Annotated in this window: 21 protein-coding genes and 1 pseudogene; 8 read left to right on the forward strand and 14 right to left on the reverse strand. The window is 65.6% G+C overall.

The window, feature by feature from the left end:
* Positions 1-14: 14 nt before the first annotated feature.
* Together ACWGIC_RS17310 and ACWGIC_RS17315 are read right to left on the reverse strand one after the other, a co-directional pair.
* Positions 15-938, reverse strand: a complete 924-nt coding sequence (locus ACWGIC_RS17310; protein WP_452076934.1) for an alpha/beta fold hydrolase — start codon at positions 936-938, stop codon at positions 15-17.
* On the reverse strand, positions 931-2,463 hold the full coding sequence (locus tag ACWGIC_RS17315; protein WP_452076935.1) for a flavin-containing monooxygenase: 1,533 nt from the start codon (positions 2,461-2,463) through the stop codon (positions 931-933). Before ACWGIC_RS17315 ends, ACWGIC_RS17310 begins: the two co-directional genes overlap by 8 nt.
* A gap of 164 nt (positions 2,464-2,627) precedes the next feature.
* On the opposite strand from ACWGIC_RS17315, the gene ACWGIC_RS17320 reads away from it, so the two are divergent.
* Positions 2,628-3,863: a PucR family transcriptional regulator gene (locus ACWGIC_RS17320; RefSeq protein WP_452076936.1), complete on the forward strand. Its 1,236-nt coding sequence runs from the start codon at positions 2,628-2,630 to the stop codon at positions 3,861-3,863.
* Positions 3,864-3,865: 2 nt separating this feature from the next.
* Here the strand turns inward: ACWGIC_RS17320 and ACWGIC_RS17325 are convergent, their stop codons facing one another.
* The 6 genes from ACWGIC_RS17325 to ACWGIC_RS17350 form a co-directional block, all read right to left on the reverse strand.
* On the reverse strand, positions 3,866-3,991 hold the full coding sequence (locus ACWGIC_RS17325; protein WP_452076937.1) for a hypothetical protein: 126 nt from the start codon (positions 3,989-3,991) through the stop codon (positions 3,866-3,868).
* On the reverse strand, positions 3,973-5,010 hold the full coding sequence (locus ACWGIC_RS17330) for an MFS transporter (RefSeq protein WP_452076938.1): 1,038 nt from the start codon (positions 5,008-5,010) through the stop codon (positions 3,973-3,975). Before ACWGIC_RS17330 ends, ACWGIC_RS17325 begins: the two co-directional genes overlap by 19 nt.
* Before the next feature lie 374 nt (positions 5,011-5,384).
* Positions 5,385-5,843 carry a hypothetical protein gene (locus ACWGIC_RS17335; RefSeq protein WP_452076939.1) on the reverse strand — a complete coding sequence of 153 codons (459 nt, stop codon included), beginning with the start codon at positions 5,841-5,843 and terminating at the stop codon, positions 5,385-5,387.
* Between the two features lie 655 nt (positions 5,844-6,498).
* The gene (locus ACWGIC_RS17340; protein WP_452076940.1) at positions 6,499-6,906 is read right to left on the reverse strand and encodes a hypothetical protein; all 408 of its coding nucleotides are present in this window, start codon (positions 6,904-6,906) and stop codon (positions 6,499-6,501) included.
* Positions 6,907-7,296: 390 nt separating this feature from the next.
* A complete protein-coding gene (locus ACWGIC_RS17345; protein ID WP_452076941.1) occupies positions 7,297-8,067 on the reverse strand; it encodes a hypothetical protein in 771 nt (256 codons plus the stop codon).
* Positions 8,068-8,331: 264 nt separating this feature from the next.
* Positions 8,332-10,056, reverse strand: coding sequence for a DUF6461 domain-containing protein (locus ACWGIC_RS17350; RefSeq protein WP_452076942.1), 1,725 nt, complete (start codon positions 10,054-10,056; stop codon positions 8,332-8,334).
* Positions 10,057-10,249: 193 nt separating this feature from the next.
* Here ACWGIC_RS17350 and ACWGIC_RS17355 point away from each other — a divergent pair, with 193 nt between their 5' ends.
* Positions 10,250-11,005 (forward strand): class I SAM-dependent methyltransferase, encoded by a 756-nt coding sequence (locus tag ACWGIC_RS17355; protein WP_452076943.1) that lies wholly within the window; start codon positions 10,250-10,252, stop codon positions 11,003-11,005.
* A 225-nt stretch (positions 11,006-11,230) separates the two neighbouring features.
* Here the strand turns inward: ACWGIC_RS17355 and ACWGIC_RS17360 are convergent, their stop codons facing one another.
* Both ACWGIC_RS17360 and ACWGIC_RS17365 read right to left on the reverse strand, forming a co-directional pair.
* Positions 11,231-11,509, reverse strand: a complete 279-nt coding sequence (locus tag ACWGIC_RS17360; RefSeq protein WP_452076944.1) for a hypothetical protein — start codon at positions 11,507-11,509, stop codon at positions 11,231-11,233.
* A gap of 28 nt (positions 11,510-11,537) precedes the next feature.
* A pseudogene (locus ACWGIC_RS17365) lies at positions 11,538-12,110 on the reverse strand (radical SAM protein); the annotation flags it as partial.
* A gap of 569 nt (positions 12,111-12,679) precedes the next feature.
* Between ACWGIC_RS17365 and ACWGIC_RS17370 the strand changes: the two are divergent.
* The 4 genes from ACWGIC_RS17370 (at position 12,680) to ACWGIC_RS17385 (ending at position 16,342) form a co-directional block, all read left to right on the forward strand.
* Positions 12,680-12,937, forward strand: a complete 258-nt coding sequence (locus ACWGIC_RS17370; protein ID WP_452076980.1) for a PadR family transcriptional regulator — start codon at positions 12,680-12,682, stop codon at positions 12,935-12,937.
* Positions 12,934-13,605, forward strand: coding sequence for a hypothetical protein (locus ACWGIC_RS17375; protein WP_452076945.1), 672 nt, complete (start codon positions 12,934-12,936; stop codon positions 13,603-13,605). Before ACWGIC_RS17370 ends, ACWGIC_RS17375 begins: the two co-directional genes overlap by 4 nt.
* A 464-nt stretch (positions 13,606-14,069) precedes the next feature.
* Positions 14,070-14,351 (forward strand): hypothetical protein, encoded by a 282-nt coding sequence (locus ACWGIC_RS17380; RefSeq protein ID WP_452076946.1) that lies wholly within the window; start codon positions 14,070-14,072, stop codon positions 14,349-14,351.
* Positions 14,352-14,587: 236 nt separating this feature from the next.
* Positions 14,588-16,342 (forward strand): hypothetical protein, encoded by a 1,755-nt coding sequence (locus ACWGIC_RS17385; RefSeq protein ID WP_452076947.1) that lies wholly within the window; start codon positions 14,588-14,590, stop codon positions 16,340-16,342.
* Between the two features lie 126 nt (positions 16,343-16,468).
* Here ACWGIC_RS17385 and ACWGIC_RS17390 read toward each other — a convergent pair whose 3' ends face one another.
* From ACWGIC_RS17390 to rlmN, 4 genes are all read right to left on the reverse strand, one after another.
* Positions 16,469-16,927 (reverse strand): DUF4411 family protein, encoded by a 459-nt coding sequence (locus ACWGIC_RS17390; protein WP_452076948.1) that lies wholly within the window; start codon positions 16,925-16,927, stop codon positions 16,469-16,471.
* A 9-nt stretch (positions 16,928-16,936) separates the two neighbouring features.
* Positions 16,937-18,136 carry an XRE family transcriptional regulator gene (locus ACWGIC_RS17395; RefSeq protein ID WP_452076949.1) on the reverse strand — a complete coding sequence of 400 codons (1,200 nt, stop codon included), beginning with the start codon at positions 18,134-18,136 and terminating at the stop codon, positions 16,937-16,939.
* Between the two features lie 102 nt (positions 18,137-18,238).
* Positions 18,239-18,511, reverse strand: coding sequence for a hypothetical protein (locus ACWGIC_RS17400; RefSeq protein ID WP_452076981.1), 273 nt, complete (start codon positions 18,509-18,511; stop codon positions 18,239-18,241).
* A 34-nt stretch (positions 18,512-18,545) separates the two neighbouring features.
* On the reverse strand, positions 18,546-19,652 hold the full coding sequence (rlmN, locus tag ACWGIC_RS17405) for a 23S rRNA (adenine(2503)-C(2))-methyltransferase RlmN (protein WP_452076950.1): 1,107 nt from the start codon (positions 19,650-19,652) through the stop codon (positions 18,546-18,548).
* A 393-nt stretch (positions 19,653-20,045) separates the two neighbouring features.
* On the opposite strand from rlmN, the gene ACWGIC_RS17410 reads away from it, so the two are divergent.
* On the forward strand, positions 20,046-20,621 hold the full coding sequence (locus tag ACWGIC_RS17410; protein WP_452076951.1) for a papain-like cysteine protease family protein: 576 nt from the start codon (positions 20,046-20,048) through the stop codon (positions 20,619-20,621).
* A gap of 3 nt (positions 20,622-20,624) precedes the next feature.
* On the forward strand, positions 20,625-21,392 hold the full coding sequence (locus tag ACWGIC_RS17415; RefSeq protein WP_452076952.1) for an LPXTG cell wall anchor domain-containing protein: 768 nt from the start codon (positions 20,625-20,627) through the stop codon (positions 21,390-21,392).
* The last annotated feature ends 363 nt before the right edge of the window (positions 21,393-21,755 follow it).

Raw genomic sequence — 21,755 nt, forward strand, 5'->3', positions numbered from 1 at the left:
AGGCTGCGCTCCGTTCAGGAGATCCGGGCATGGTTTCCCCCTTCGGTCACGCGCTTGGCATGTTCCGAGATGTATTGCGTGATGGGCTCGACCAGTGCCTCGGGAATGTGGTGCCCCATGCCGGGAATGACCACGTGCTGTGCGGAGCGGATCGCCTTCACCGTCGCGGCGCCGCCGGTGGGAGCGACCAGCAGGTCCCGGTCGCCGTTGAGCACCAGGGTGGGCGCGGTGATCCGGCTCAGCTGCGCGGTCCGGTCTCCGGACGCCTGGATGGCCTGGATCTGCCGGGCCGAGCCCGCAGCCAGGTCGCCGGCAGCGCGGTCCCAGCCGCCCGCCGCGACGGCGGCCTCGGCCGCGTCGTCGATGGGATATCCCGTTCCGGCGATGTGGCTGGTGATCCGCAGGTGCGCGCGCACCGCCGCCGTCCTGGTCCGCGCCGACGGGCCGGCGAGCAACCGCATTGTCGACAACGCCGGTTGGCCGACCTTCTTCGCACCCGTGGTCGAGAAAATCGAAGTCAGGGAAAGGACCCGCGCGGATTCGGTCGCGGCGACCGTCTGCGCGATCATCCCGCCCATGGAGCGGCCGACGACGTGCACCCGGTTGATCCCGAGGTGGTCGAGGACGCCGACCGCGTCGGAGGCCATGTCCGCCAGCGAATAGGCGTCGCTGCGGGGACGTGCGAGCAGCTGACGCCACAGCGCGGGCGGCGGGGTGGCCGCGAAGGTGGACTGGCCGACGTCGCGGTTGTCCATCGTGACGACGCGAAAACCCCGGTCCACCAGCGAATCGACGAACGAAACGGGCCAGAAGGCGAGGTCCTCGCCCAACCCGGCGATGAGCAGGATCGCGGGATCGGCCTGGTCGCCGTGGTCGCGGAAGCAGATCGTCGTGCCGGACGGCAGCGTCGCGTACTGGTCGTCGTTCGCGTCAGACATGAGCCGACCGCCTCTCCTTGGACAGCGCTGCCGGCCGCGCGGTGCCGAATTCGAGGTTCTCGTCGGCGACCGGGCCGCGCAGTGCCTTGGCGTCCTCGGGGAACGACATCGCCATCCGCCACGGGGCGGCCTGTCCCTGTTTGGGCAGCTGCTTCTCGGCGCGTTTGGCGTAGCCGGCCTTGAGGTCCATGACCGGCTTGCGCGGCATCCCCGGCACCGCGACCGGGACCACCCGGTCGTAGCCGCGGGCGTCCATGTGCCGCACCAGGTCGATGAAGTAGTGGCACATCAGGCTCACCTTGAGCGTCCAGGACGACGTGGTGTAGCCGATCGCCATCGCCCAGTTGGGAATCCCGCTCAGCAGCATCCCGCGGTAGGAGACCGAGTCCGCGATGTCGACCTCTCGCCCGTCGACCACGATCGGCATTCCGTCGAAGAGCCGCATGTTCAACCCGGTCGCGGTGACGATGATGTCGGCTTCCAGCTCCTCGCCCGATTCCAGGACGATGCCGCGTTCGCTGAACCGCGTGATGGAGTCGGTGACGACGGAGGCGGTGCCGGCCTTGAGCGCGTCGAAGAAGTCGCCGTCCGGGGCCAGGCACAGCCGCTGGTCCCACGGGTCGTACGGCGGGTTGAAATGCTTGTCGACGTCGAATCCCTTGGGCAGCCGCTTGAGGTTCTCGCGCCGGATGAACGCCCGCCCGAGCTTCGGGAACGTCCGCAGGCCCTTGACGACGCCGTGCTCGACCCAGATGTTCTTGAATCTCGTCGCGGCGTACCCGCGCTTTTCTCCCAGCAGCTTCGTGAGAGTCGTGGCGACCCGGTCGACGCGGGGCAGCGCCATGATGTAGGTCGGAGTGCGCTGCAGCATCGTGACGTGCTGGGCGGCGTCCGGCCCGGTGGACATGGCGGGCACCAGCGTCACCGCGGTCGCGCCGCTGCCGATGACGACGACCTTTTTGCCGCGGTAGTCGAGGTTTTCGGGCCAGTGCTGCGGATGGACGATCGTTCCCGCGAAGTCCTCGCGCCCGGGGAACTCCGGGGTGAAACCCTTGTCGTACCGGTAATAGCCGGTGGCGGCGAACACCCAGCCCGCCCGGATCGTCTTCGTCGTGCTCGACCCCGTGGCGGGATCGGACACCTCGACGAGCAGCGTCCACTGCGAGTCCACTGTGGACCATTCCGCCCGTACGACGCGGTGGCGCAGCCTGATCAGCCGCTCCAGGTCGTTCTCGTCCACGGTTTCCCGGAGGTACTCCCGGATGAGCGGAGCGTCGGCGATCGCGGCCTCGTGCCGCCACGGCTTGAACTCGTACCCGAAGGTGTGCAGGTCCGAATCCGACCGGATGCCCGGATAGCGGAAAAGATCCCAGGTGCCGCCGATGTTGCCGCGGCCCTCCAGCACGACGAGCGATTTGCCGGGCAGCTCCCGGCTGAAATACGCGGCCGCGCCGATCCCGGAGATTCCCGCGCCGATGACGACGACGTCGAATTCCTCGACCGCGTCCAACACCTCAGCTGTCATGTCTGCGTCTCCTCGCTGAGCCGGCTGCTGATGAGGTATCACTGTCGCCAGCAGCGACGCCGGTCACAACGACAGCGAGCACCGGCTTCGCCCGGAGCCGGTGCACGATGCACTCCCCCGGCACAAGCCGTGCCGACTCGCCGGGGCCGAGGCACACTTCGGGGATGGAAGAGCTGTGGCCCCCGCCGACCCCCGAGGCCGCCGAGGCGATCCGGTCCGTGTGCCAGCGGCTCCTGGCGGACACCGAAGCGCTGGCCGACGCCGTCTCCGCGTCCACTCGCCGGGTGCAGTACAACCCGGTGGCGCTCATGGACGCGTCGCTGGGCGAGGAGGACCACGAACTCAACCGCTCGGACCTAGTCCAGTGGCTGACCTCGAACATCCAGCGCCCGGGACAGCGGGTGGAGCCCTACGTCGGCCCGAGGATCACCGCGTACATCAGCGATCTCGTCGCCCGAGGCATCGCACCCGACTTCGCCGAGGGGTGGCGGGCGGCGCTGGGGCTCGGCTGGCGGCGCTGGCTGGAGGAATGCTCGGCGCACTGCGCGGACCGGGACCTTCTCGTGGATGTCCTGGACGTGTCGGCGAAGTCGCTGGTGCAGTACGCCCTCGACTCGGTCGCGACCCTGCGCGAGGCCAGCCTCTCCGCCGCGATGGGCAACGCGGACGCCGAGGCGATCGGCCTGATCCAGATGATCGCCAGCGGGGCGCCCGTGACGGAGGATTTCGCCGAGGGGCGGCTGCGCTACCGGATGGCGCGGTGGCACGTGGGTCTCGTGCTGTGGGTCGACGATCCCGGCCAGCAGGAGGCGCTGGACCAAGCGACCGCCGCCCTTCGGTCCGCCGACGCGGCCCGAGGCGCGTTGGTCGCCAGGTCCAGTGCCACGTCGCGCTGGATCTGGCTGTCCGGAGCGGATACTCCGGACCTCCACCAGGCCGAGAAGGTCGTGGCGACGGATGCCGAGGTGCGCGTAGCCGTAGGAAGGCCGGGCCGCGGGCTCGACGGTTTCCGCTCCAGCCACCAGGACGCCCTCTCGGCCCAGGCGCTGATCGTCCGGCTCGGCTCCGACCGGCGGTTCACGGCCTACGCCGACGTCGAACTGATCGACGCCCTCACGAAAGACCGCGCCAGCGCCCGCCGTTTCGTCGTCCACACTCTCGGCCCGCTGGCCGAAGCCGACCCGGCGCTACGGCAGGCCCTTCTCACCTACGTGCAGTGCGGCTTCAACACCACCCGGGCGGCCGCCAACCTCTACGCCCACCGCAACACCGTCGAACGGCGAGTCTCGCGCGCCAACGAGCTGTCGCTCGTCAAGGTCGAGAACAACCCCACCCATGTCGCGGCCGCGCTGCTGGTGCTGGACATCGCACCGGAAGTCATGACAGCCAGTCCCAGCTGAACTCACGGTTGCTCCAGCTTCCGGAACCAGTGCAGCGCCGGAAGCGCCAGCAGAGTCGCCCCGGCCAGAGCCGCGAACGCGAGAGCCGGGCTGGCGACGAGGAAACCGACTACCGTCGCCAGCACCACTCCGCCCAGATTGCCCGCCATCCAGATAGCCCGGCGGCAGTGCTCTCGGCGTCGAGGGCGTGCCGCTCGCTCAGCGACAGCACGATGGGCAGCGCCGGCAGGAGCATGAAACCTGTCCCCACCAACGCAAGGAAAGCCATCGGCACGCTCGGCACCAGAGCAAGGTGCAGGCAGGCCACGGCCGTGAACGCGATCCCCGCGCCCATGACCCCGACCTCGCGGCCCCGCCGATCCGCCCACACCGGCACGACCGCACAGCCGAGCACCCCGGCGATCATCGTGAACGCGAGAATGAGGCCCGCGGTGGATTCCGGAATTCCGGCCGGTGCCAGCAACGGTTGCGCGAATGTCGCTAACGCGATGAATGTACCCATGGGGATGGCGACACCCGCGCACAAACGGCGAACGTAGCGATTCCCAAACGCCGCGCGGAAAGCCCGCAGCCCGCCACTGGGACTCGCCTGCGCCGGTGGCACGCGCAGTGCTCCGACAACACACAGCCCGGCGTCCAGAGCGATCAGCGCGGTGATGAGCGTGAGGGTGCGGATGTGGCTCTCACCAGGCAAGAACGCGCCGAGCAGATACCCGAGAACCATGCCGCCAAAGGTCGCCGACGACGCCGCGGCGATGCCCGTGGCGCGGTCCTTCGCCGCCAGGTAACCCACCGCGAGACCCGGTATGGCGTTGAGGATGAACGGCTGGCCCACCGCGGCGACGACCTGGCCGATGAACGCCCACTTGAAGTCGTCGCCGACCAGCCGTAGGAACGCCCCGGCCGCCGTCAGTACCGCGCCGGTTACTAGCGCTGGCCGCAGAAACCGGTCGAGCGCGAGCCCGGCGGGAATCGCGAGAACCACGTAGATCAACGGGAAAACCTGAGACAGCCAACCGATATCGCTGACGGACACACCGAAATGGCGGGCGGCGTCCGCGGTCACCGGCGCGTAGTTCACGAAGAGCGCCTGACTCGCGACCGCCAGCATCCCGAAAGCGAGAAAAACCGTCCACCGGCTCTTCACTTGCGGCTGCACCGCCTCCGGGATTCTCCGCGCGACCCGGACTTTTCGGCGCGGAGCAGACAGACCGAACGAAGCGTCCCTCCTGCGGGCGGAGCTTCCGATCACAACAGTGGCGACCGCGACCACGCCTGCGGCGGCAGCACCACGCACTCGTCGTTGAGGGGGCATCTGAGTGTCCTTGTCGCTCGAACGTGAGGCCTCACTGTCGCCATCGCGTTCGTCGTTGGGTACGACACTCTGCACCCCGATTCGCGCCGGGTGGTGCACCGGGCACCATCCCGCGGGGCGCTTTACCAGCCGTTGGTGAATCCACAGTCGCGCGCTTTTCTCTTTCTTCCAACCGCTGACCTAGGACGACTCGCCCACCACCAGCATCACTTGTCCGGAATGTCCAGACCTACGTCCCGCGCCAGCGCACGCACCTCCCGATTCCCGGCAAGGGTGGGGTACTCCCGCACCACCCGTTGCAACTCCCTAGAGATGAAACCTGTGCCAGCATCCACAAATTCATCGACGGAGCAACGCGACGTGATCTCCAGATAGGTTGGAGTCATGCGGAGGAAATTTCGCTCGAGCTCAAAGCTGATGAATTCGGGATTTTCAGTGAAGTCGATCTTCCCGAGAGCATTTCCCCCTCGCGCGAAAACCATCACCTGCTGCACGCTGTACATCGCATCGAACAGCGGCACCCAGCCCCATGGAGGACCGATATCCACGCCAGCGCAGCGGATCGAAAGGCGTCCGAGGAAGTAATACCACGTCAGGTCGGCCTTGGAAATTTCGGCCAGATCACCTACCTGCGTGCACTCTCGCCCGTGAGCGGCGTAGTCCATACTTGACGAGAAAGATATCTTCACAAGAAATCACCCAACAGGGAATGCATTGCGTACACGGTTTGCTCCGGGACAATCATAGATGCGCATCGCATGAAGCGGCATCCCATTTCGATCTCTCGCGCGTCCAACAGGCACCTCGCAGGTGAATTACTTGACGATTCCATCGCAGCCCTGCGTATTCGTCACGACCCGGCCGCCTCCGGAGCCGCTTCGCCAGCAACTCCATCCCGTCCCGCCGCGGCTACCGCGCGCATGCAGTTCGCCAGCACCTCAGACGCGCGCCGATCCACCTCAGCTTACTCGACGGAGCCGCACCGGTCTTTCTACGGCTCGGATAAGCCGCAGTGATCCGACGCACCGCCGCCGCCACACGCCTGTAATTCGCCAGTGGCTCACCCATGCCCACCTTTTTACAACAGGACGACAAACCGCATTCACGCAGCTCAGCACGTATCTCCTCAAATGCGACCTCAGTCACGACGAGAGAAGACCCCGACGCAACCGCTCCGAGCTGAGACAATCGCCGTCAGCTCAGCCTGCATCCCGCAATGCAAAACCGCCCATTTCCTCATCTTCTTCAGGCCAGGAGCCAGCCTCGCTGCCACAAGAACCTCGCCGACCTAGCCGCTGGGACACACTCTTAATGGAGCGATCAACTCTCCTTGCGCGAGAAGGCCCACGTTACAGCCTCGCCAGAACTGACCGTCAGAAGTGCCGCAGGAAACTCCAGAAGGACACCGCATACCTCGCCTGCAGAATTTATCTTCTCCGATTTCGAGATTATGACGTCAAGGCCAGAAGCCCCGATCTCGGGAATTTTCTCGAAATCCCATGACTCAACAGGCCAGCACCATTCCGGGAGCGTCGGCCATCGACCTTCAGTTACCCGGAGAGTCCAGTCAGTATCAGTAGACAACAAAACGGATGAACCTCCGTAAAGTATCAGCTCCACAGCTTCGTAGGATTCGTCGCCCGGAACGCCGCCCGCGACATACTTCACGCCAAACGCAGCACGCAGACTCCGACCGGCCCGCAGATCGACAACCTCTCCATGAGTCATTCGAAGCACCTTAATGAGCGGGGAAGCGCTTGCTCAAACCAACAGTTTTACTTGCCCATAGGAAACATGGTAACAAACTGTCCGTCACTCTTCGTCAGCAAAAGGTCGTTTCCTCTACGGATCGACACCGTCCTCGCAGCTTTGCGAGGCAGCACCGCAAACCTCTCAACAGCAAACGAGACGATGGCGTTTCTCGTCCAACCATACGACCCGGACGATCCGTGCCGCAGCTCCTTCTGCGAACCCGAATGGACTTCCACTCGCACGTCGGCATCGATGCGTCGTGATCCTGACGGACGGCTGGCTGGTGCGGCGAGGGGCGCACCGGCCAGGGACGAATCGATCACCTTGGGCTGCGTCATCTGCGTGGACTGAGCCGTGCGGTGCCCGCTAGGGAGCGGCCAGAGCGGCTTCAGCGCTGCACGGAAGCTCCATCCGCTGATCCCGAGCGCTGAGCGCCCACACCCGCACCCCGTCATCGACCCGCCGGCCCATCATGCAGTCCGTGTCCTGGACGCCCGTCCGGGCGAACAGGGCCACGCCGACGTCGGATCCGTGAACCTGAACGAAGACCTCCGGCGGGATCCCGGCCAGGTGGGTCTCGGGATCCACCGGGGGCGCGGGCATCCCGGAGGTCAGCGCCGCGCGGATCTCCAGCGGGCTGGCTGTGGCCGGCAGGTGCCGCAGGACGGCCTCGAGCGCCGGGGCGAATCCGGGTGGGATGTCCCGCCTCGGCAAGGGCGGCGGGGTGATCGCGGCGGCGTTCGCCGGGCAGGTGATCCGCGATGGTCCCGACGACGTCCCGTAGTAGTCGAACTCGACGCGGTAGCAGGCGTCGAAGGTATCCGAGCCGAGGTTCCAGCCCGTGTCCGGCCTCTCGTGGTGGATCCGCCAGACCAGCCGGGCCATCGGATCCCGGGGGTCGTCGTGGGGCAGATCCGTGGCCTCCAGGACGCCGAAGCCGGTGCTGCGCCCCAGCGGCGTGGCGAGCGCGGCGCGGGCGAACCCGGCGGCGTCCGCCTGGCGCGGATAGCCGATCGCGTCGGCGAGCGTGTCCGACTGCCGGTCCGTCTCGGCGTCGCCCTCGGCCGAGGGCACGAGCCAGAAGGACGCGACCAAGGCCGCGCAACCGAGCAGCACGATACCGTGCGAAACCTTCACAGTGCCCAGGTTATCGGCGCCCGATCGCCGGTGCCTGAGTAGTTTTCCCCGTTTCCGCAGGCATCTGCGGCAATACCTGGTCCCCGCACTTGCCTGTCGCTTGGAGTCAAGGTTTTCGATTCGCGCACGGCTGATCCGCCAATCCGCTCGTGCCGCAAACCGCGCGTTCGTCGGACGCGCTCACCTGCCGACGAGAGGACATCACACGTACAAGTAGAACGGGACACAGGCAGGCTCGGTGTCGTCGGCGGCGGGGTTCGGCGGTTAGCCCCGCAGGACGTAGGCCTGGTCGGTCTCGTAGATCGCGGCCAGGTTGTCCGCGGTGATGCCGCGACCGGCGAAGCGGGCGATCACTGTCAGGCCCTTCGCGTTGAGGTGCCGGAAGTCGTCGAAGTCCAGGTCTTCACAGTGCGGCGCGCCGGGTTCATGACCCGGGTGGCCCGCGTACAACATCTGCCCGCGCTCGGCGAGGGCGAGTTGGAAGTTGGCGTTCCAGTACACGCTCGCGGCCTTTCCGTTGCGGGACAACGCGGTCAGCCTGTCACGGTCGGCGCCTTGGAAGCCGTTCTCCTCGACGGCCAGCACCACGTCGTCCACCTCGAGCACGGCCAGCAGCGGCACGTACCCGTGCCCTGGGCCGATGAGCCGTTCCCACGCGGGCCGCTCGACGATCGACTTGATCGACACCGGTGCGGCTGGGTCGCCGCCGAGGGTGCTGATCACTTCCTCCGGCGTGAGGCCGCGCACAACGGTGATCGTGGCGGCTTGCCCGAGTGAACTTTTCTCGATCCACCGGTGCTCGGCGTCGGGTGCGATCATCGGAGGCGGTTCAGGTTCCCCACGCAGCCGATGACCGAGCCGGTCCGTCTTCTTGTGCACTACGTCGGGTGTGGCCGGCGCCTGCCACATGACCAGGTGATAAAGCTCTTCGGCATCGTCGCGGCCGGTCACCTGCACGCGGACTCGGTAGTCGCCCGGCCACGGCGGCGTTTCCCAGCAGCGGCGGCCGTATCCGGATGCGTTCCCGGACAGGACGGCGCCGCCCTCCGACGCGGTCCAACTGATCTCGACGACCTCGTCCCAGCCGGTGAGGTCGAGTTCCTCGGGTGGGCCGGTCAGCACGTGCATCGATATCGGCACGTGGCCTTCGGCCACGCCCGTCCGGATCACCACGCCGTCTTCCACTGCGGTGACCAGGCCGTTGCCGGAGAAATCGGCGTTCGCGGGAACCGAACCTTCGGTGATCCAAAACCGGTGGTCCGTTACCGCGGCCGAAGTTGAGGAGGACTGCGGCAGCAGGTATTCAGCGCACCGCTTGGCTAGCACGGCCGCCGCGTAACCACGCGGCTTGGGCACCGTCGGCAACACGATCGCAGTAGCACCCAGCGCCACACCGACGATCGCGGGCGTCTCACCGGCCACAGCAGTGCCCAACGAGCGCAGCACCGCGGTCGACACGATCACGGCCAGAGCGAAATGCGCGGCACCGTGCTGCGCGGCGATCTCTGCTTCATCACCGGTCGCATCCGGCACGGCCGCCTTGTCCCGCAACGCTTCGAATAGATCGACCACGCGGTCAGCCGCGCCGGGGTGGACCTGTTCGACGATGGCCACGGCTTGCTTCGTGGCGCACTGCTCATCGCCCATCCACCCTGTGACGTAGTGCGTGACGCTCGACTGAGCCAGTCCGGACACAAGATCGTGCGGGATGTCCACGGCCAACCGATCGACAGTCAGTTCCAGCGCGCCCAGCAGCCGTTCAGAAAGTACGTCGCCGATCTCGTCCAGAGCCGTTTGGACCCTCGTGCCGTGCCGCGAATACCCCTTCGGCTCCCACCGGCCGAGGCGACCAGCGGGCGCTTTGGGCACGCGCGCGACGATGTCCGGCAGCGCAGCCGACACGATCGACTCGAAATTCTCGATCCCCATCACACTATGGTGCCAGCGCGTCGAATCCGTCCGCCCGCGTCGCCTTTCCGATTGCGACATTGGCAAGCCTCACGCGGTTGCCCAGCAGGCACCAGCGCGGCAACCTGTTCCACTTTTGCGCTGCCGCCGCCGCGTTCCTGGACGACCGCTCCGCGGCATAGCGGGCGGGTTACAAAACCATTGGTGAATCGACTCGCTCCGCTGATGTACTGATGTGCCACCGTGAATCTGCTGCGTGACGGAGGTAGCAGTTATGACGGACTATGACGCGCTTGCCGAGGTGTACGAATGGCTCATCTCCGATGCGAAGCTGGCTCCGGCCGAGTTCGCTGCGTCGTTCGATGACGTCCTCAGTCTCCTGCCGTCGAACGCTCACGTCCTCGACTGTTCATGCGGAACCGGACAGTTGGCGGTTGGCCTCGCCGGTCGTGGCATCCAGGTTGCCGCGACTGACGCCAGCGAAGCGATGGTTCGACGGACTGCGGAGTTGTCTGAGGAGTTCGGGACATCCGTCCGGGCCGTGCGGGCAAGCTGGGAAGAGTTGCCCGATCATTTCGAGGACAGCACGTTCGACATGCTGTTCTGCGTTGGCAACTCGCTTCACCATGCCGCGGGCGCGACAGGCAGGGGCGCTGCTCTGAAGTCGATGTCACGGCTCTTGCGCCCTGGCGGGCGCTTGGTGCTCACATCCCGCACGTGGGAACTCGTGAGAGCCAGAGGTTCCCGGCTGGACATCAGTGACCGACTCGTCCGCCGGAACGGTCGCGATGCCGTCGTGGTCTACCGCTGGGAGATCGCGCCGCGGTGGGAGGAGGAGCACCACATCGAGATTGCGATCGCCCAGGTTGAGGCGACTGGATTGGTTGTCGTCCGCTCGGAACTGCTGTCCTGCTGGCCCTACCGGTACGAGGAACTCGAAGCCGACCTGCACCGGGTCGGATTCCGGCCGGAAGTGAGCACGTTCGATCTTGAGGCCGAGAACTACATGGTGGTCGCGAGCAAGGTGTAGACACCGGGCTCTCAGTTCCTGGTCGGACCGCGCGGTTGCTCGCAGGAAGCTAGCTCATCGGCAGAAGAGGGCGTTCTCGGCAAGAGGAGACCGGCCGCGAGCACCGCTATCGAGAACGTGTTCTTACAACGCCGCCAAGCTGCGAGGCGCGATCAAAGTCGCGGCATGACCTGCGTGGCCGCGGCGTCGACGAACCCGCTGCGATCACTGACCGTGAAGCTGCGGTCAGCGAGCAAGCCAGGGAGCGAGCAGCTTCTCCAGATCAGCATCCGACAACGCCCGCGGCCCGCCGTGGAACTCGTGCCACCGAGACGCTTCCCGCGCGGCCGTGTACTCCACCTCGAACGCCCGCATCAGCACGTACATGAAGCTTCCCGAATCGAACCGCTCGCCCAGCAGGGTGCGAGCCGTCCGGGCCACGTCCACCGCGGTCTGGCGGCCGTTGACGTCAGCCAGCTTCAGTTCCTCAGCCGCCGGATCGAGCAGGCTCGGCGCACACAACAAGACAACTACTCCACTCTGAACTGTTCGCTCAACCCTCGGCGGCGAGCTGACCGCAGGCCGCCGCGATGTCCTGACCACGCGTGTCCCGCACCGTGCACGCCACCCCACCAGCGTTCACCAGCCGCACAAACTCCCGCTCCACCGGCTTCGGCGACGCATCCCACTTCGAACCCGGCGTCGGATTCAGCGGGATGACGTTCACATGCACCAACTGACCCAGATGCTTCCGCAGCCGCTTCGCCAGCAACTCCGCCCGCCACGGCTGGTCATTGATGTCCCGGATCAACGCATACTCGATCGACACCCGACGACCCGAAGTGTCCGCGTAATACCGAGCGGCGGAAAGAACCTCATCCACCGACCAACGGTTGTTCACCGGCACCAACGTGTCCCGCAGCTCGTCGTCCGGCGTATGCAACGACACCGCCAGCCGAACCTGCATCTTCTCGTCCGTCAGCTTCCGGATCGCCGGAGCCAAACCCACCGTCGACACCGTCACCGAACGCTGCCCGATGCCGAGCCCGCCCGGCGCGGGATCAGTGATCCGACGCACCGCCGCCACCACACGCTTGTAGTTCGCCAGTGGCTCACCCATCCCTACCCTTTTACAACAACCGCACCGAGCCTGTTTACGCAGGTCAGGTCGGTAATTAGACATTGCGCCCGCCGCCACACTGCTTGCCGGGTCTGGCCAGTCTTCTAATCGAAGAGCGCCAGCCACCGACCGCAAGCGAGCAGCTTCTCGCGCCCGCGCCGAACAGCGCTCACTGCTCGAATGGAGGCCGCTCGACCGCGGCGAGCCGCAGAGCCTTCCGCCCGAACGCCCGCACGCGCCTTCTTCTTAGGCGAATGCGGGTCGCTCGCGACGCTTGAACGAGTAAAAGTCGGCCCAGGTGCGGACGACTGCCGGCCCGGCTTCTCTTCACAGTTGGCAGACAAGCACGCTCGCGCATCACACACAGTGCTAGCTCGACAAGTCGAAGCCTACGGGCGTGAGTTCGATCAGAAGGCCAGCACGGTGATCGCAAGCGGCACGCCGACTACGCCAACTTGCGCACCACTCTTGTTCTCTACCTAGACCCTAGGTAGAGTTCAAGCATGGCAGGTCCACGGATGACGCTTCCCACGCAACTGGTACTCCGGGAACTGATGGTCGATCCCGCACGCGAGATGTACGGCCTCGAACTCTGCGCCGCCGCGGGACTACCGAGCGGCACCATCCATCCAATCCTGGCACGACTCGAGAAAGCAGGATGGCTGCGTAGCCGCTGGGAGCAGGTCGACCCCAGCGAAAGGGGACGCCCACGACGACGTTACTACAGCCTAGATCCCAACAGTCTAGGCGTCGTCCAGGCCGCACTGCATCGCTCAGAAGCTTCCACGCAAGCATTGTCGCGTTTGCGACCAGACGTGGCAGGTGGAGCGTGATCAACGGAATAGCCGCTACTCTAGCTCATTTACACACGGTCGCGAAATCGGACGAGTACCCCGCCAACCTTCGGGAGATTTCCCTAGAACTCAGACGCAGCAGCGAATTTGTCTACGACCAAGCCATGATCCTCAGCAGTGAATACGGCCTCGATTTCGGTTTCGACGCATATCACGAATCGCCTGAAATCTCGATCGACCCAGTGCGAGATGTCGTCGCGCTCGTCCGAGAACTTGCCCTTGCGCGCAGCGCCCTCGACAATATTTCCCACAGCTTAGGCGAAATACCCGACAGGATTCCGGCCTATGCCGCCGTTCAAGGACGCGTACGCGCAAAGTCCTTTGTACGAGAATTCAATTCCCTTCTCGATCTTGCCAATCAGATCAATAGCGAACTTACAATTGAAATCAGAACTCGCACTGTTGAGCAAATCTCCCAAGTTCAGGTAAGGAAAACCTCGTACCATCTGGCATCGTTTGCTGTCAGACTGCTTCCTGCGGAAAGCAGATCAGACTACGAGGAACGATTTCGTTCCGAACTTTTTGATCTCGCCGAGGCCGGATGCGGATGGCAGCAACAGGTACGCCACTCCCTGCGAGTTCTAGCGCGGGCGCCCTGGCTGCGTCATGAACTACGCGCACCGACGCCCTCCCCCCAGGAGCGATAGCCGATGAACGATATTTTCATGCCGCATGCGGATGCCGAACCTGCGCACCCACACTGCGCGTCTGCCGCACCGCAGCATTGGCTTTGAGCAACCGGCAACACCCACTGGCTCCCCTCCTACCCCCGAGCAGATCCGAGAACAGAATGGTCGATGCCGATGTTGCGGCCGCTTCAGATCACCACCGTAGAGGCATCTTCGACTTAGGCTAACGACCAGGCGCGGCGTGCGATCCTCAAACGTACGAGACGGCCACGCTACGAGGTTCGCCGAGGCAGCACTTTCCAAGTCAATATCATTTGACTCGGCCCGCCGCACCCCGAAAGGCATCCCGCCCCGTCGCAAGAAATTCGACGACCCGGAGCCGGGCGGGAAAAAGCGATTCAAGCTGCGCATGGCAGCACGCGACACACCCCTTACCGGTCGGCGGTAGCGGCTCCGGGGCCACTGAACAGTGAGGGCTGCACGTGTCGCTCGAAACCATCATCACCCGGGTCGCAGAGATGTCCGCTACCAGCATCTGGGCTCTCACAGCATTGTTCGGCGTCGTCATCGTGGGCACGCTCCTTCTAATGGTCGTATCACAGAAGTCACGGCGACGTGTTCGCGTCAAGCTGCCTTTCATAGAGTTCGAGTCAGAGCCGGCCTCGGAGGAACTTCCTACGGTCGACGACAAGGTGCCGCCGCCCAGCACCCTTGACCTGCCTCAACTGCTCGACACCTCTGACGCGCCGCCTGGCGGCCCTTGAAATTTTCAGAGCCAAGCAGCCAATTGCGCTGCTACAGATGGAGCTTCCGACACACTGGCATCGTACGCAGTGGCAGCAGAAGATCGAAACCGCAAGTTGCCGCTTTGATAGGTGCGCTAATGCGCGTATCTAGGCCTGTTCTCATGGCTATGGAGTTGATCACGCTAATTTCAGACGAGCCTGGCACGCTGGGAAATCACGAGCACCACCCGCCTGCTTCTGCTTGACTACCCGTCATGAGCGACGGAAACGATGAGAGGCCCGATCGCCGGCCCGTCACCCCGGAGACTGCCAGGCTGCGCCGAGCCGCGCGCGCGTTACGCCTCCACCTCGACGAGCTTCCGATCGACTACAACCTCGACGTTCCGGGCGACCACTATCTGACCAGTGTCGCGTTCATGTTCGCTCGGCAACGGTACGACTGCGCAGACTCGCTGATCGGCGCAGGATTCGGCGGCACAGTCATCGGATCGATCGCGCGCAGCCTGTTCGTGGATGGACTCCGCTGGCTATGGATCGGCGACGACCCGCCCCGCCGACGCTCTCTGCTGGGCGATCTGCTCGACGAACGCAACCGGCTGTGCGTGTTGCTCGACAAGACCGACACAACCTGCCCGCACCTGCCGCGCTGGCTCATGCCGATACCCGATGTCGCCGACCTTACAGGCGCATCTATGACCTGGCTCGACGTGCTGCCCACGCCAGGCGAGGAAGATTTGCTCGACGAGTTTTTCAACCGCTCGGCCAATGCACAAGCCGCAGCCCCCGGTTCACCACTGCTGCACCGCGTCGCGCCGCTGCTCGACATGGCTGGACTCAAGGGCGCGAGCATGGTTCTCGCTCACGCCGGACATGGCAACTACCTCGGGCTGCAAAGCAGCCTGACCGACGGCGGCGCGACTGGGCACGATCTGCGACCAGACCACGAAGCGTTGTTCATGCATGTAGCCGCCGTCGGAGCCACCGCAACTCTGCTCGGCACTACCGCCGCCTTGCCCGGATCGTGGCCCGTGGACGTCGAGCGGGAGCCATTCTTGCAGCGGGCGATTGATCTAGCCGCCGAGGTCGCCGCAGCCGCGGTGCCCATACACAGTCTCGGCTCTATCCGTCGCCCGGCCGCACCGCAGAAGAAGAAAAAGGAGCAGCAGGCCCACGCCGACAGGCCGTTGTTACGACCGCAAGCCATCCTTGCCGCGGACGACCTGCTGCCCGACATCTACTCGGTCGACGCAGTCGCTTCGGCAGCCGAAAACTACTACGACATCGTTCGTAGCATGATGATCCGACCCTGGGACCATGGACAACCATCGTTACACGCGATGCTGTCTTACGGAGGCGGCCACTCCAACCTGCAAACCGTCATGTCTACCTACAACCAACCCGGCTCCGCCGTGATCTCAGTATTCGCCGCTCGCATGCTCCTGGAGGAGGCTGCCCGACTGACGTGGCGGTTCTCCGTTCCTGGAAAGGAGTTCGAAAACCGGGCCAAGCAATACTTCGACGAGTTTCGCGCTCGCCAGAAGAAGACCATCAACACGCTCGTCGCCAGCGGCGTACCGAAAACCGACGCCGAGCGGGTATTTGCGCGACCTCGCAACGTTAAGATCGTCACGCCAGACAACGAGATCGCCAAGGGACGAAAGCCAATACCCACTATCGCCAGCATGCTTCGCGAACTCGGATCCCCGTACCCCGAGCCAGGCTGGCTAGAAGTCGCTTACTCGTTGCTCAGTCAGATCACCCACAGCACGCCGCTGGGGCAACTGCACGCCGAACGCGTCATTGACGGCGTGTGGCACGGCAACGAGCTGAGCCCAGAAATGCTCAGCTTGGCACTCGACACCGCATGCCTCGGCAGCGCCCATTTAATCGGCACTGGGGCGATGCTCCTGACTGACTCGACTGACAAATCTCGTGAATACCGGGATCGCTTGGTACAAGAAGCTTACGTTGTGCACAACGCCGCAAGATTCATCCACTGGCTCGACTAACCCAATGCGGCGTCTTCGACGCTACGCTTGAGCAAGCGTACAGGTAACACGCGCAGACAGAATGTGGTGCCGGTTGAGCAGCGACTCGACTGCCGCGGCCGAGTCCGTGGCCCTGTCACTGTCTGATCAGAACTTCCAGCCTTGGGCCTGCACGAACCCGACGAGGTTTACGCATGGCACGCTGACCGCTTTGCACACGTCAGGGATGCGTGGCTTGGCGAGGTTTCCGCTGAAGGTCTCGTCGGTGACGACCACGCCGGTGCGCGCGAGCGCGAGGCCGATGACGAACGGGTCGGCACCATTCCGGCCGCCGCCGGTACCCATCATCTTAGGGTGGGCGTGCAGGATCTTTCTGGTCGCGAGCTGGATGTCCTGTTCGAGGGGCACGAAGAGATCGGCCTGCGCACGGGCCCAGGTGTTGGCGTCGTCGTCACGCTTGCCCAGCTCGTCGCGAACGATCTCGACGGAGCGGATCGTTCCCTCGGCGATCAGCGCCTCAATCCGCTGCCACAGGGTGCTGAAGACCGAAGGCGGCAATTGGTCTCGCCGTCCGTTGAGGATCGCGCTGGTGTCGAACGAGTACAAGGGCACCGGCTAGACCACCTCCCGAACAGCCGCGGCATCGGCGAGTTTGTCGATCTGACCGGCTTTGGCGTTGAGGTAGGTGGCTGCGGTGTAGGTGTCGATCATCCTGCGTCGATGCGCATCAGTGACCTGACGAACGTAGCCCTTTCCCAGGTCACGAACCGTGTTTCGGTACCAATCGCCGCCGCCAGTCGTGCGCGTCGATGCGTCCGCCTCGTACGCCTGCAGGAACTCCGCGCGGCGGGCTTCGTAGAAGGGCTGAGTGACGCGTCCGAGGGTGAGCAGCCTGCGCAGGAACGCCTCGGCGCTGGCCCCGAACGGTGCAGCAGCGTCGCGTAGTGCCGCGTACGTCCAGGCGTCTTGCTGCTCCGCCCGCGCCTGCACCTCCGGACGCCCAAGCACCGCAGCGGTCGGCATGAGCATCGCCGCCGCGAGAGCGTTGCAACGCGCTTCCAATTGTCTTTCCGGTGTCGTCGCGCGCAGATCGGCGGTGACGTCGCACAAGCCCTGGGTGTGCAGGATCAGATGAGCAAACTCGTGCAGGAGCGAGAACAGCCGGCCACGAGGGCTGTCAGCGCCGTTGACCATGATCACCGGCAGTTGGTCGAAGTAGAGGGAGAACCCTCGCATCTCGGCCGTCTGGACGCGCCCGCGCGAAGTGGCCAGGACCAGCACGCCGGCGCGTTCGAGCCCAGCGGCCCAGGCATTGACGTGGTCGTAGGCGGTCGAACGAATCGTCAGGGCCAGCGGCGACAGGCGCAGCAGCATTTCGCGAGCCTGCTCGGCCAGGCGCTCGTCGGTTCCCGCAGCAGGCAGTCTCCAGTCGTCTGGCGGCTGCTCATCGTCGAGTTCGTACAGGTCAAGCAGATTGTCGCGCTGCTGATGGGCTCGCCGGTACTCCGCGTGCAGATCAGGCGACCACTCTCCCGCCCCGGCCTCCGGCAGTCGCCGGAAGTCGCGCAACGTGTCGAACGCTGCTGGCGGCTCGGCCAGGAAGAACACGCCTAAAGCCCGGTTGTAGGCAGTCGCGGCTTTCTTGAGCTGCGCGATCGTCGGAGATTCGTCGCCCGACTCCCATCGGGCGACGCGGTCGTCCGGTACACCGATCCTGCGCGCCGCAGCCACTTCCGTCAGCCCGATCGAGACCCTTGCCCACCGCAGTACTGCGGGTTCAACCAGGGCAGGAATCGATGTCGGCACGCCGTCCATCCTGACTCAACGTCAGCAGTGCCGCCAGTCCTCTCGACGCCAGCCGTCACGTGACGAGATGGGCATCCAGACAGATTTCCCGGACATCCCGACGACGGATGATCAGCGATCGAGCCACGGGGCAAGCAGCTTCTCCAGGTCAGCGTCCGACAGAGCCCGCGGACCGCCGTGAAACTCGTGCCACCGCGACGCATCCCGCGCAGCCGTGTAGTCGACCTCGAACGCCCGCATCAACACATACATGAACGTCACCGAACTGAACCGCTCACCCAGCAACGTCCGCGCCTCACGCGCCACCTCGGTCGCGCCACGACCCACCACGTCAGCGAGCCGCAGCTCCTCCGCAGCCGGCTCCAACAGGCTGGGCGCATACATCACGACAAACACTCCATCATCGAAACCAACAAACTCAGCCTTCGGCGGCGAGCTGACCGCACGCCGCCGCGATGTCCTGACCACGCGTGTCCCGCACCGTGCACGCCACCCCGCCAGCGTTCACCAACCGCACGAACTCGCGCTCCACCGGCTTCGGACTCGCGTCCCACTTGCTGCCCGGCGTCGGGTTCAACGGAATGACATTGACGTGCACCAACTGGCCCAAATGCTTCCGCAACCGCTTCGCGAGCAGCTCGGCCCGCCAGGGCTGGTCGTTGATATCGCGGATCAACGCATACTCGATCGACACCCGCCGCCCCGAGGTGTCGGCGTAATACCGCGCAGCCGAGAGAACCTCGTCGATCGACCAACGATTGTTCACCGGCACCAACGTATCCCGCAGCTCATCGTCCGGCGTGTGCAAGGAAACCGCGAGACGAACCTGCATCCGCTCATCCGCCAGCTTCCGGATCGCCGGAGCCAAACCCACCGTCGACACCGTCACGGAACGCTGACCAATACCAAGCCCAGCAGGAGACGGATCCACAATACGATGTATCGCCGATATAACGCGACGAAAATTCGCTAGAGGTTCGCCCATGCCCATGAACACGATGTTCGACAGCCGCCCCGGGCCGCCGGGCATGGAGCCGTCGCGCATGACCGCCGCGGCGTCGCGGACCTGGTCCACGATCTCGGCGGTCGAGAGGTTGCGGTCGAGACCGCCCTGGCCGGTCGCGCAGAACGGGCACGCCATCCCGCAGCCGGCCTGGCTCGAGATGCACAGCGTCGCGCGGTCCGGGTAGCGCATGAGCACGCTCTCCAGCAGCGTCCCGTCGTGCGCGCGCCACAGGGTCTTGCGGGTCGCGCCGCCGTCCGCGGCCAGTGCGCGCACCTCGGTGAGCAGCGGCGGCATCAGGTCGGCCACGAGCTTTTCGCGCGAGGCGGCCGGGATGTCGGTCATCTCCGCCGGGTCGACGGTGAGCCGCGAGAAATAGTGGTTCGACAACTGCTTGGCGCGGAACGCCTTCTCCCCCAGTTCGACGACGGCCTCGGCTCGCTCGGCCACCGTGAGGTCGGCGAGATGGCGCGGCGGCAGGCCGCGCTTGGGCGCGTCGAAAACAAGAGGGAGGGCAGTCATGACCGATCAAGTGTCTCATACGCGCGAACCCGGCGCTCCTCCCCCTCGACCTACAGGGAGCGAACCGGGTCGGCGGCCGGCGCCGGCGCGATCCGGCCGCCGGGTCGCCGGAACGGCGGCCGACGAACGACGGGCCGGGTTCAACGGAAAAACACCCGACGAAAGTCGGATTGCCGAATGCTTTCCAGGATGAATTCCCTTATTATCGGGCTCAGGGAGGCACCTAATCGACCGGCGTAGAAATATCCGCCGCGGCGCGCCGGCAACGGAATACCGCCATTAGTCGGTAGTCGGCGCAAACTTCGCGCGCGTACCGTTCCGGACGCATCTCCCCCTTCCCCACCGGTCCGGGAATTCCCCCGGCCCGGCCGGGCTTCCCCATTGGAGGCTCCCGTGAAAGTGCCGTCTTCGATTCTGCGCGGAATAGCGGCGGTCGCGACCGCCGCGGCGACCGCGCTCGCCGTTCCCGCCGCCGCGGACGCGGGCGAAACGAACATCTCGATGCAGGCCCAGCAGAAGGACCAGTGGTGCTGGGACGCCAGCGGCAACACCATCGCCGCGTTCTGGGGCTATTCGCTGACCCAGACCCGGTTCTGCCAGATCGCGCACAACGAATCCGGCAGCGACTGCGCGAACCGCCAGGGCTACCTCAGCGACCAGCAAAGAGTTTTCCGCTACCTCGGGTTCCGCAGCGTCGGCACCTACAATTCCAACGGCTACCGGCTCTCCTTCTCCGGCATCAAGAACCAGATCAACGCCGGGCAGCCGATCGGCACCCGGATCGGCTGGAACTCCGGCGGCGGCCACATGCACGTCCTCTACGGCTACGACGACTCGAACGGCCGCAGCGTCGTCGAATACGGCGACCCCTGGCCGTCGAACAACCGCTACAACTCGATGAACTACAGCACCTACGTCTCGAACAACCAATTCGCCTGGACCCACACCGTCTACGGAATGGTGGGCTGACTCATGTTGCGAACCATCCTCCGCGCCACTGTCGCCTCCGGAGCCATCGCCGCCGCGGTCTTCGCCGCGAACCCGGCGTCGGCCGCTCAATCGCCGACCGGACCGTCCCCGTCGGACACGGCCGCGATCTCCGGCTTGCTCGCCAGCCCGGACACCGCCTCCCGCCTCGCGCACACGAAGTTCCCCGGTGCGGCGCCGGCGGCCGCGCACGCCACTCGCGCCGCGGCTGACGCCAACACCCAGATCCCGGTGTACGAGCCGACCGCGGCGTTCATCAACGGCGAATCCGACGTCCCGGCCGCCCTGGCCTACGTCGCCTCCCCCGCCCACCTCGCCGACGGCCGCGCCGCCACCGTCTGGGCCCAGCCGAGCAAGGCAGGCTGGCAGGTCATCAACGTCGCCTCCGGCAACGACGAACAGGCCCACGCGGCCGCCGCACATGGCGGTTACCTGCTGCACGAACCGCAGGTCAACGCTTGGTACTCGGTCTCCGGCGACACCGTGACCGTCCTCGACGGCGCGGTCTCCGGCGTTCCGGCGGGCACCCGGGTCACCCTGGCGACCTACCGTGCCGAGCTGCAGAAACGCTACGGCGACAAGCTCCCCGGCTCGACCTACGACAAGACCGGCGCGGGCGGCGGTTACGCCGTCGCCGCTCCGAACACCGGCACGGACGGAAGCCCGGCCACCGCGCTCGCCATCGGCGGAGCGGCCGCGGCAGCCGCGGGCGGCGCGTTCCTCTTGCGCCGCCGTTCCCAGCACAGCAAGTGATTCATCCCGGCAGGGGACGCGGCCGCCGCGCCCCCTGCCGGTCGCTCTGGCGCATCCAGAGCCGCAGCCCACCGATCGGCCCATGACACGAGCGGCCGCAGCGTGCGAGACCTAGCGGCGACGCTCGTGCTGGCACCCGCTGTCGTGGACACGCTCGCCCCGATGCCGGTGCTCGCGGACGAGCGGAATCGCCGACAGCCGCGAGCTCGCGCAGTACTGGCTCTCGGCGGGCAAGACGGCTGGCCGGGCACCCGCGACTGCGAAGTCCGTGAAGGGCCCCAGGAGGGCAGCGGGTTGCCCCCACGGGCCCCTCACCGGCCCCCCCCCCGGCGGCGGGGGTCCCGAACGTAGCCCCCGCAGCAA

The sequence above is a fragment of the Amycolatopsis sp. NPDC054798 genome, from assembly GCF_053611505.1.

Bases quoted from the DNA above. Each gene is read 5' to 3' on its own strand.
- ACWGIC_RS17310 (WP_452076934.1), bottom strand. From the start codon at position 938: ATGTCTGACGCGAACGACGACCAGTACGCGACGCTGCCGTCCGGCACG.
- ACWGIC_RS17315 (WP_452076935.1), bottom strand. From the start codon at position 2,463: ATGACAGCTGAGGTGTTGGACGCGGTCGAGGAATTCGACGTCGTCGTC.
- ACWGIC_RS17320 (WP_452076936.1), top strand. From the start codon at position 2,628: ATGGAAGAGCTGTGGCCCCCGCCGACCCCCGAGGCCGCCGAGGCGATC.
- ACWGIC_RS17335 (WP_452076939.1), bottom strand. From the start codon at position 5,843: ATGGACTACGCCGCTCACGGGCGAGAGTGCACGCAGGTAGGTGATCTG.
- ACWGIC_RS17340 (WP_452076940.1), bottom strand. From the start codon at position 6,906: ATGACTCATGGAGAGGTTGTCGATCTGCGGGCCGGTCGGAGTCTGCGT.
- ACWGIC_RS17350 (WP_452076942.1), bottom strand. From the start codon at position 10,056: ATGTCGCAATCGGAAAGGCGACGCGGGCGGACGGATTCGACGCGCTGG.
- ACWGIC_RS17355 (WP_452076943.1), top strand. From the start codon at position 10,250: ATGACGGACTATGACGCGCTTGCCGAGGTGTACGAATGGCTCATCTCC.
- ACWGIC_RS17370 (WP_452076980.1), top strand. From the start codon at position 12,680: ATGTACGGCCTCGAACTCTGCGCCGCCGCGGGACTACCGAGCGGCACC.
- ACWGIC_RS17385 (WP_452076947.1), top strand. From the start codon at position 14,588: ATGAGCGACGGAAACGATGAGAGGCCCGATCGCCGGCCCGTCACCCCG.
- ACWGIC_RS17395 (WP_452076949.1), bottom strand. From the start codon at position 18,136: ATGGACGGCGTGCCGACATCGATTCCTGCCCTGGTTGAACCCGCAGTA.
- ACWGIC_RS17400 (WP_452076981.1), bottom strand. From the start codon at position 18,511: ATGTATGCGCCCAGCCTGTTGGAGCCGGCTGCGGAGGAGCTGCGGCTC.
- rlmN (WP_452076950.1), bottom strand. From the start codon at position 19,652: ATGACTGCCCTCCCTCTTGTTTTCGACGCGCCCAAGCGCGGCCTGCCG.
- ACWGIC_RS17415 (WP_452076952.1), top strand. From the start codon at position 20,625: ATGTTGCGAACCATCCTCCGCGCCACTGTCGCCTCCGGAGCCATCGCC.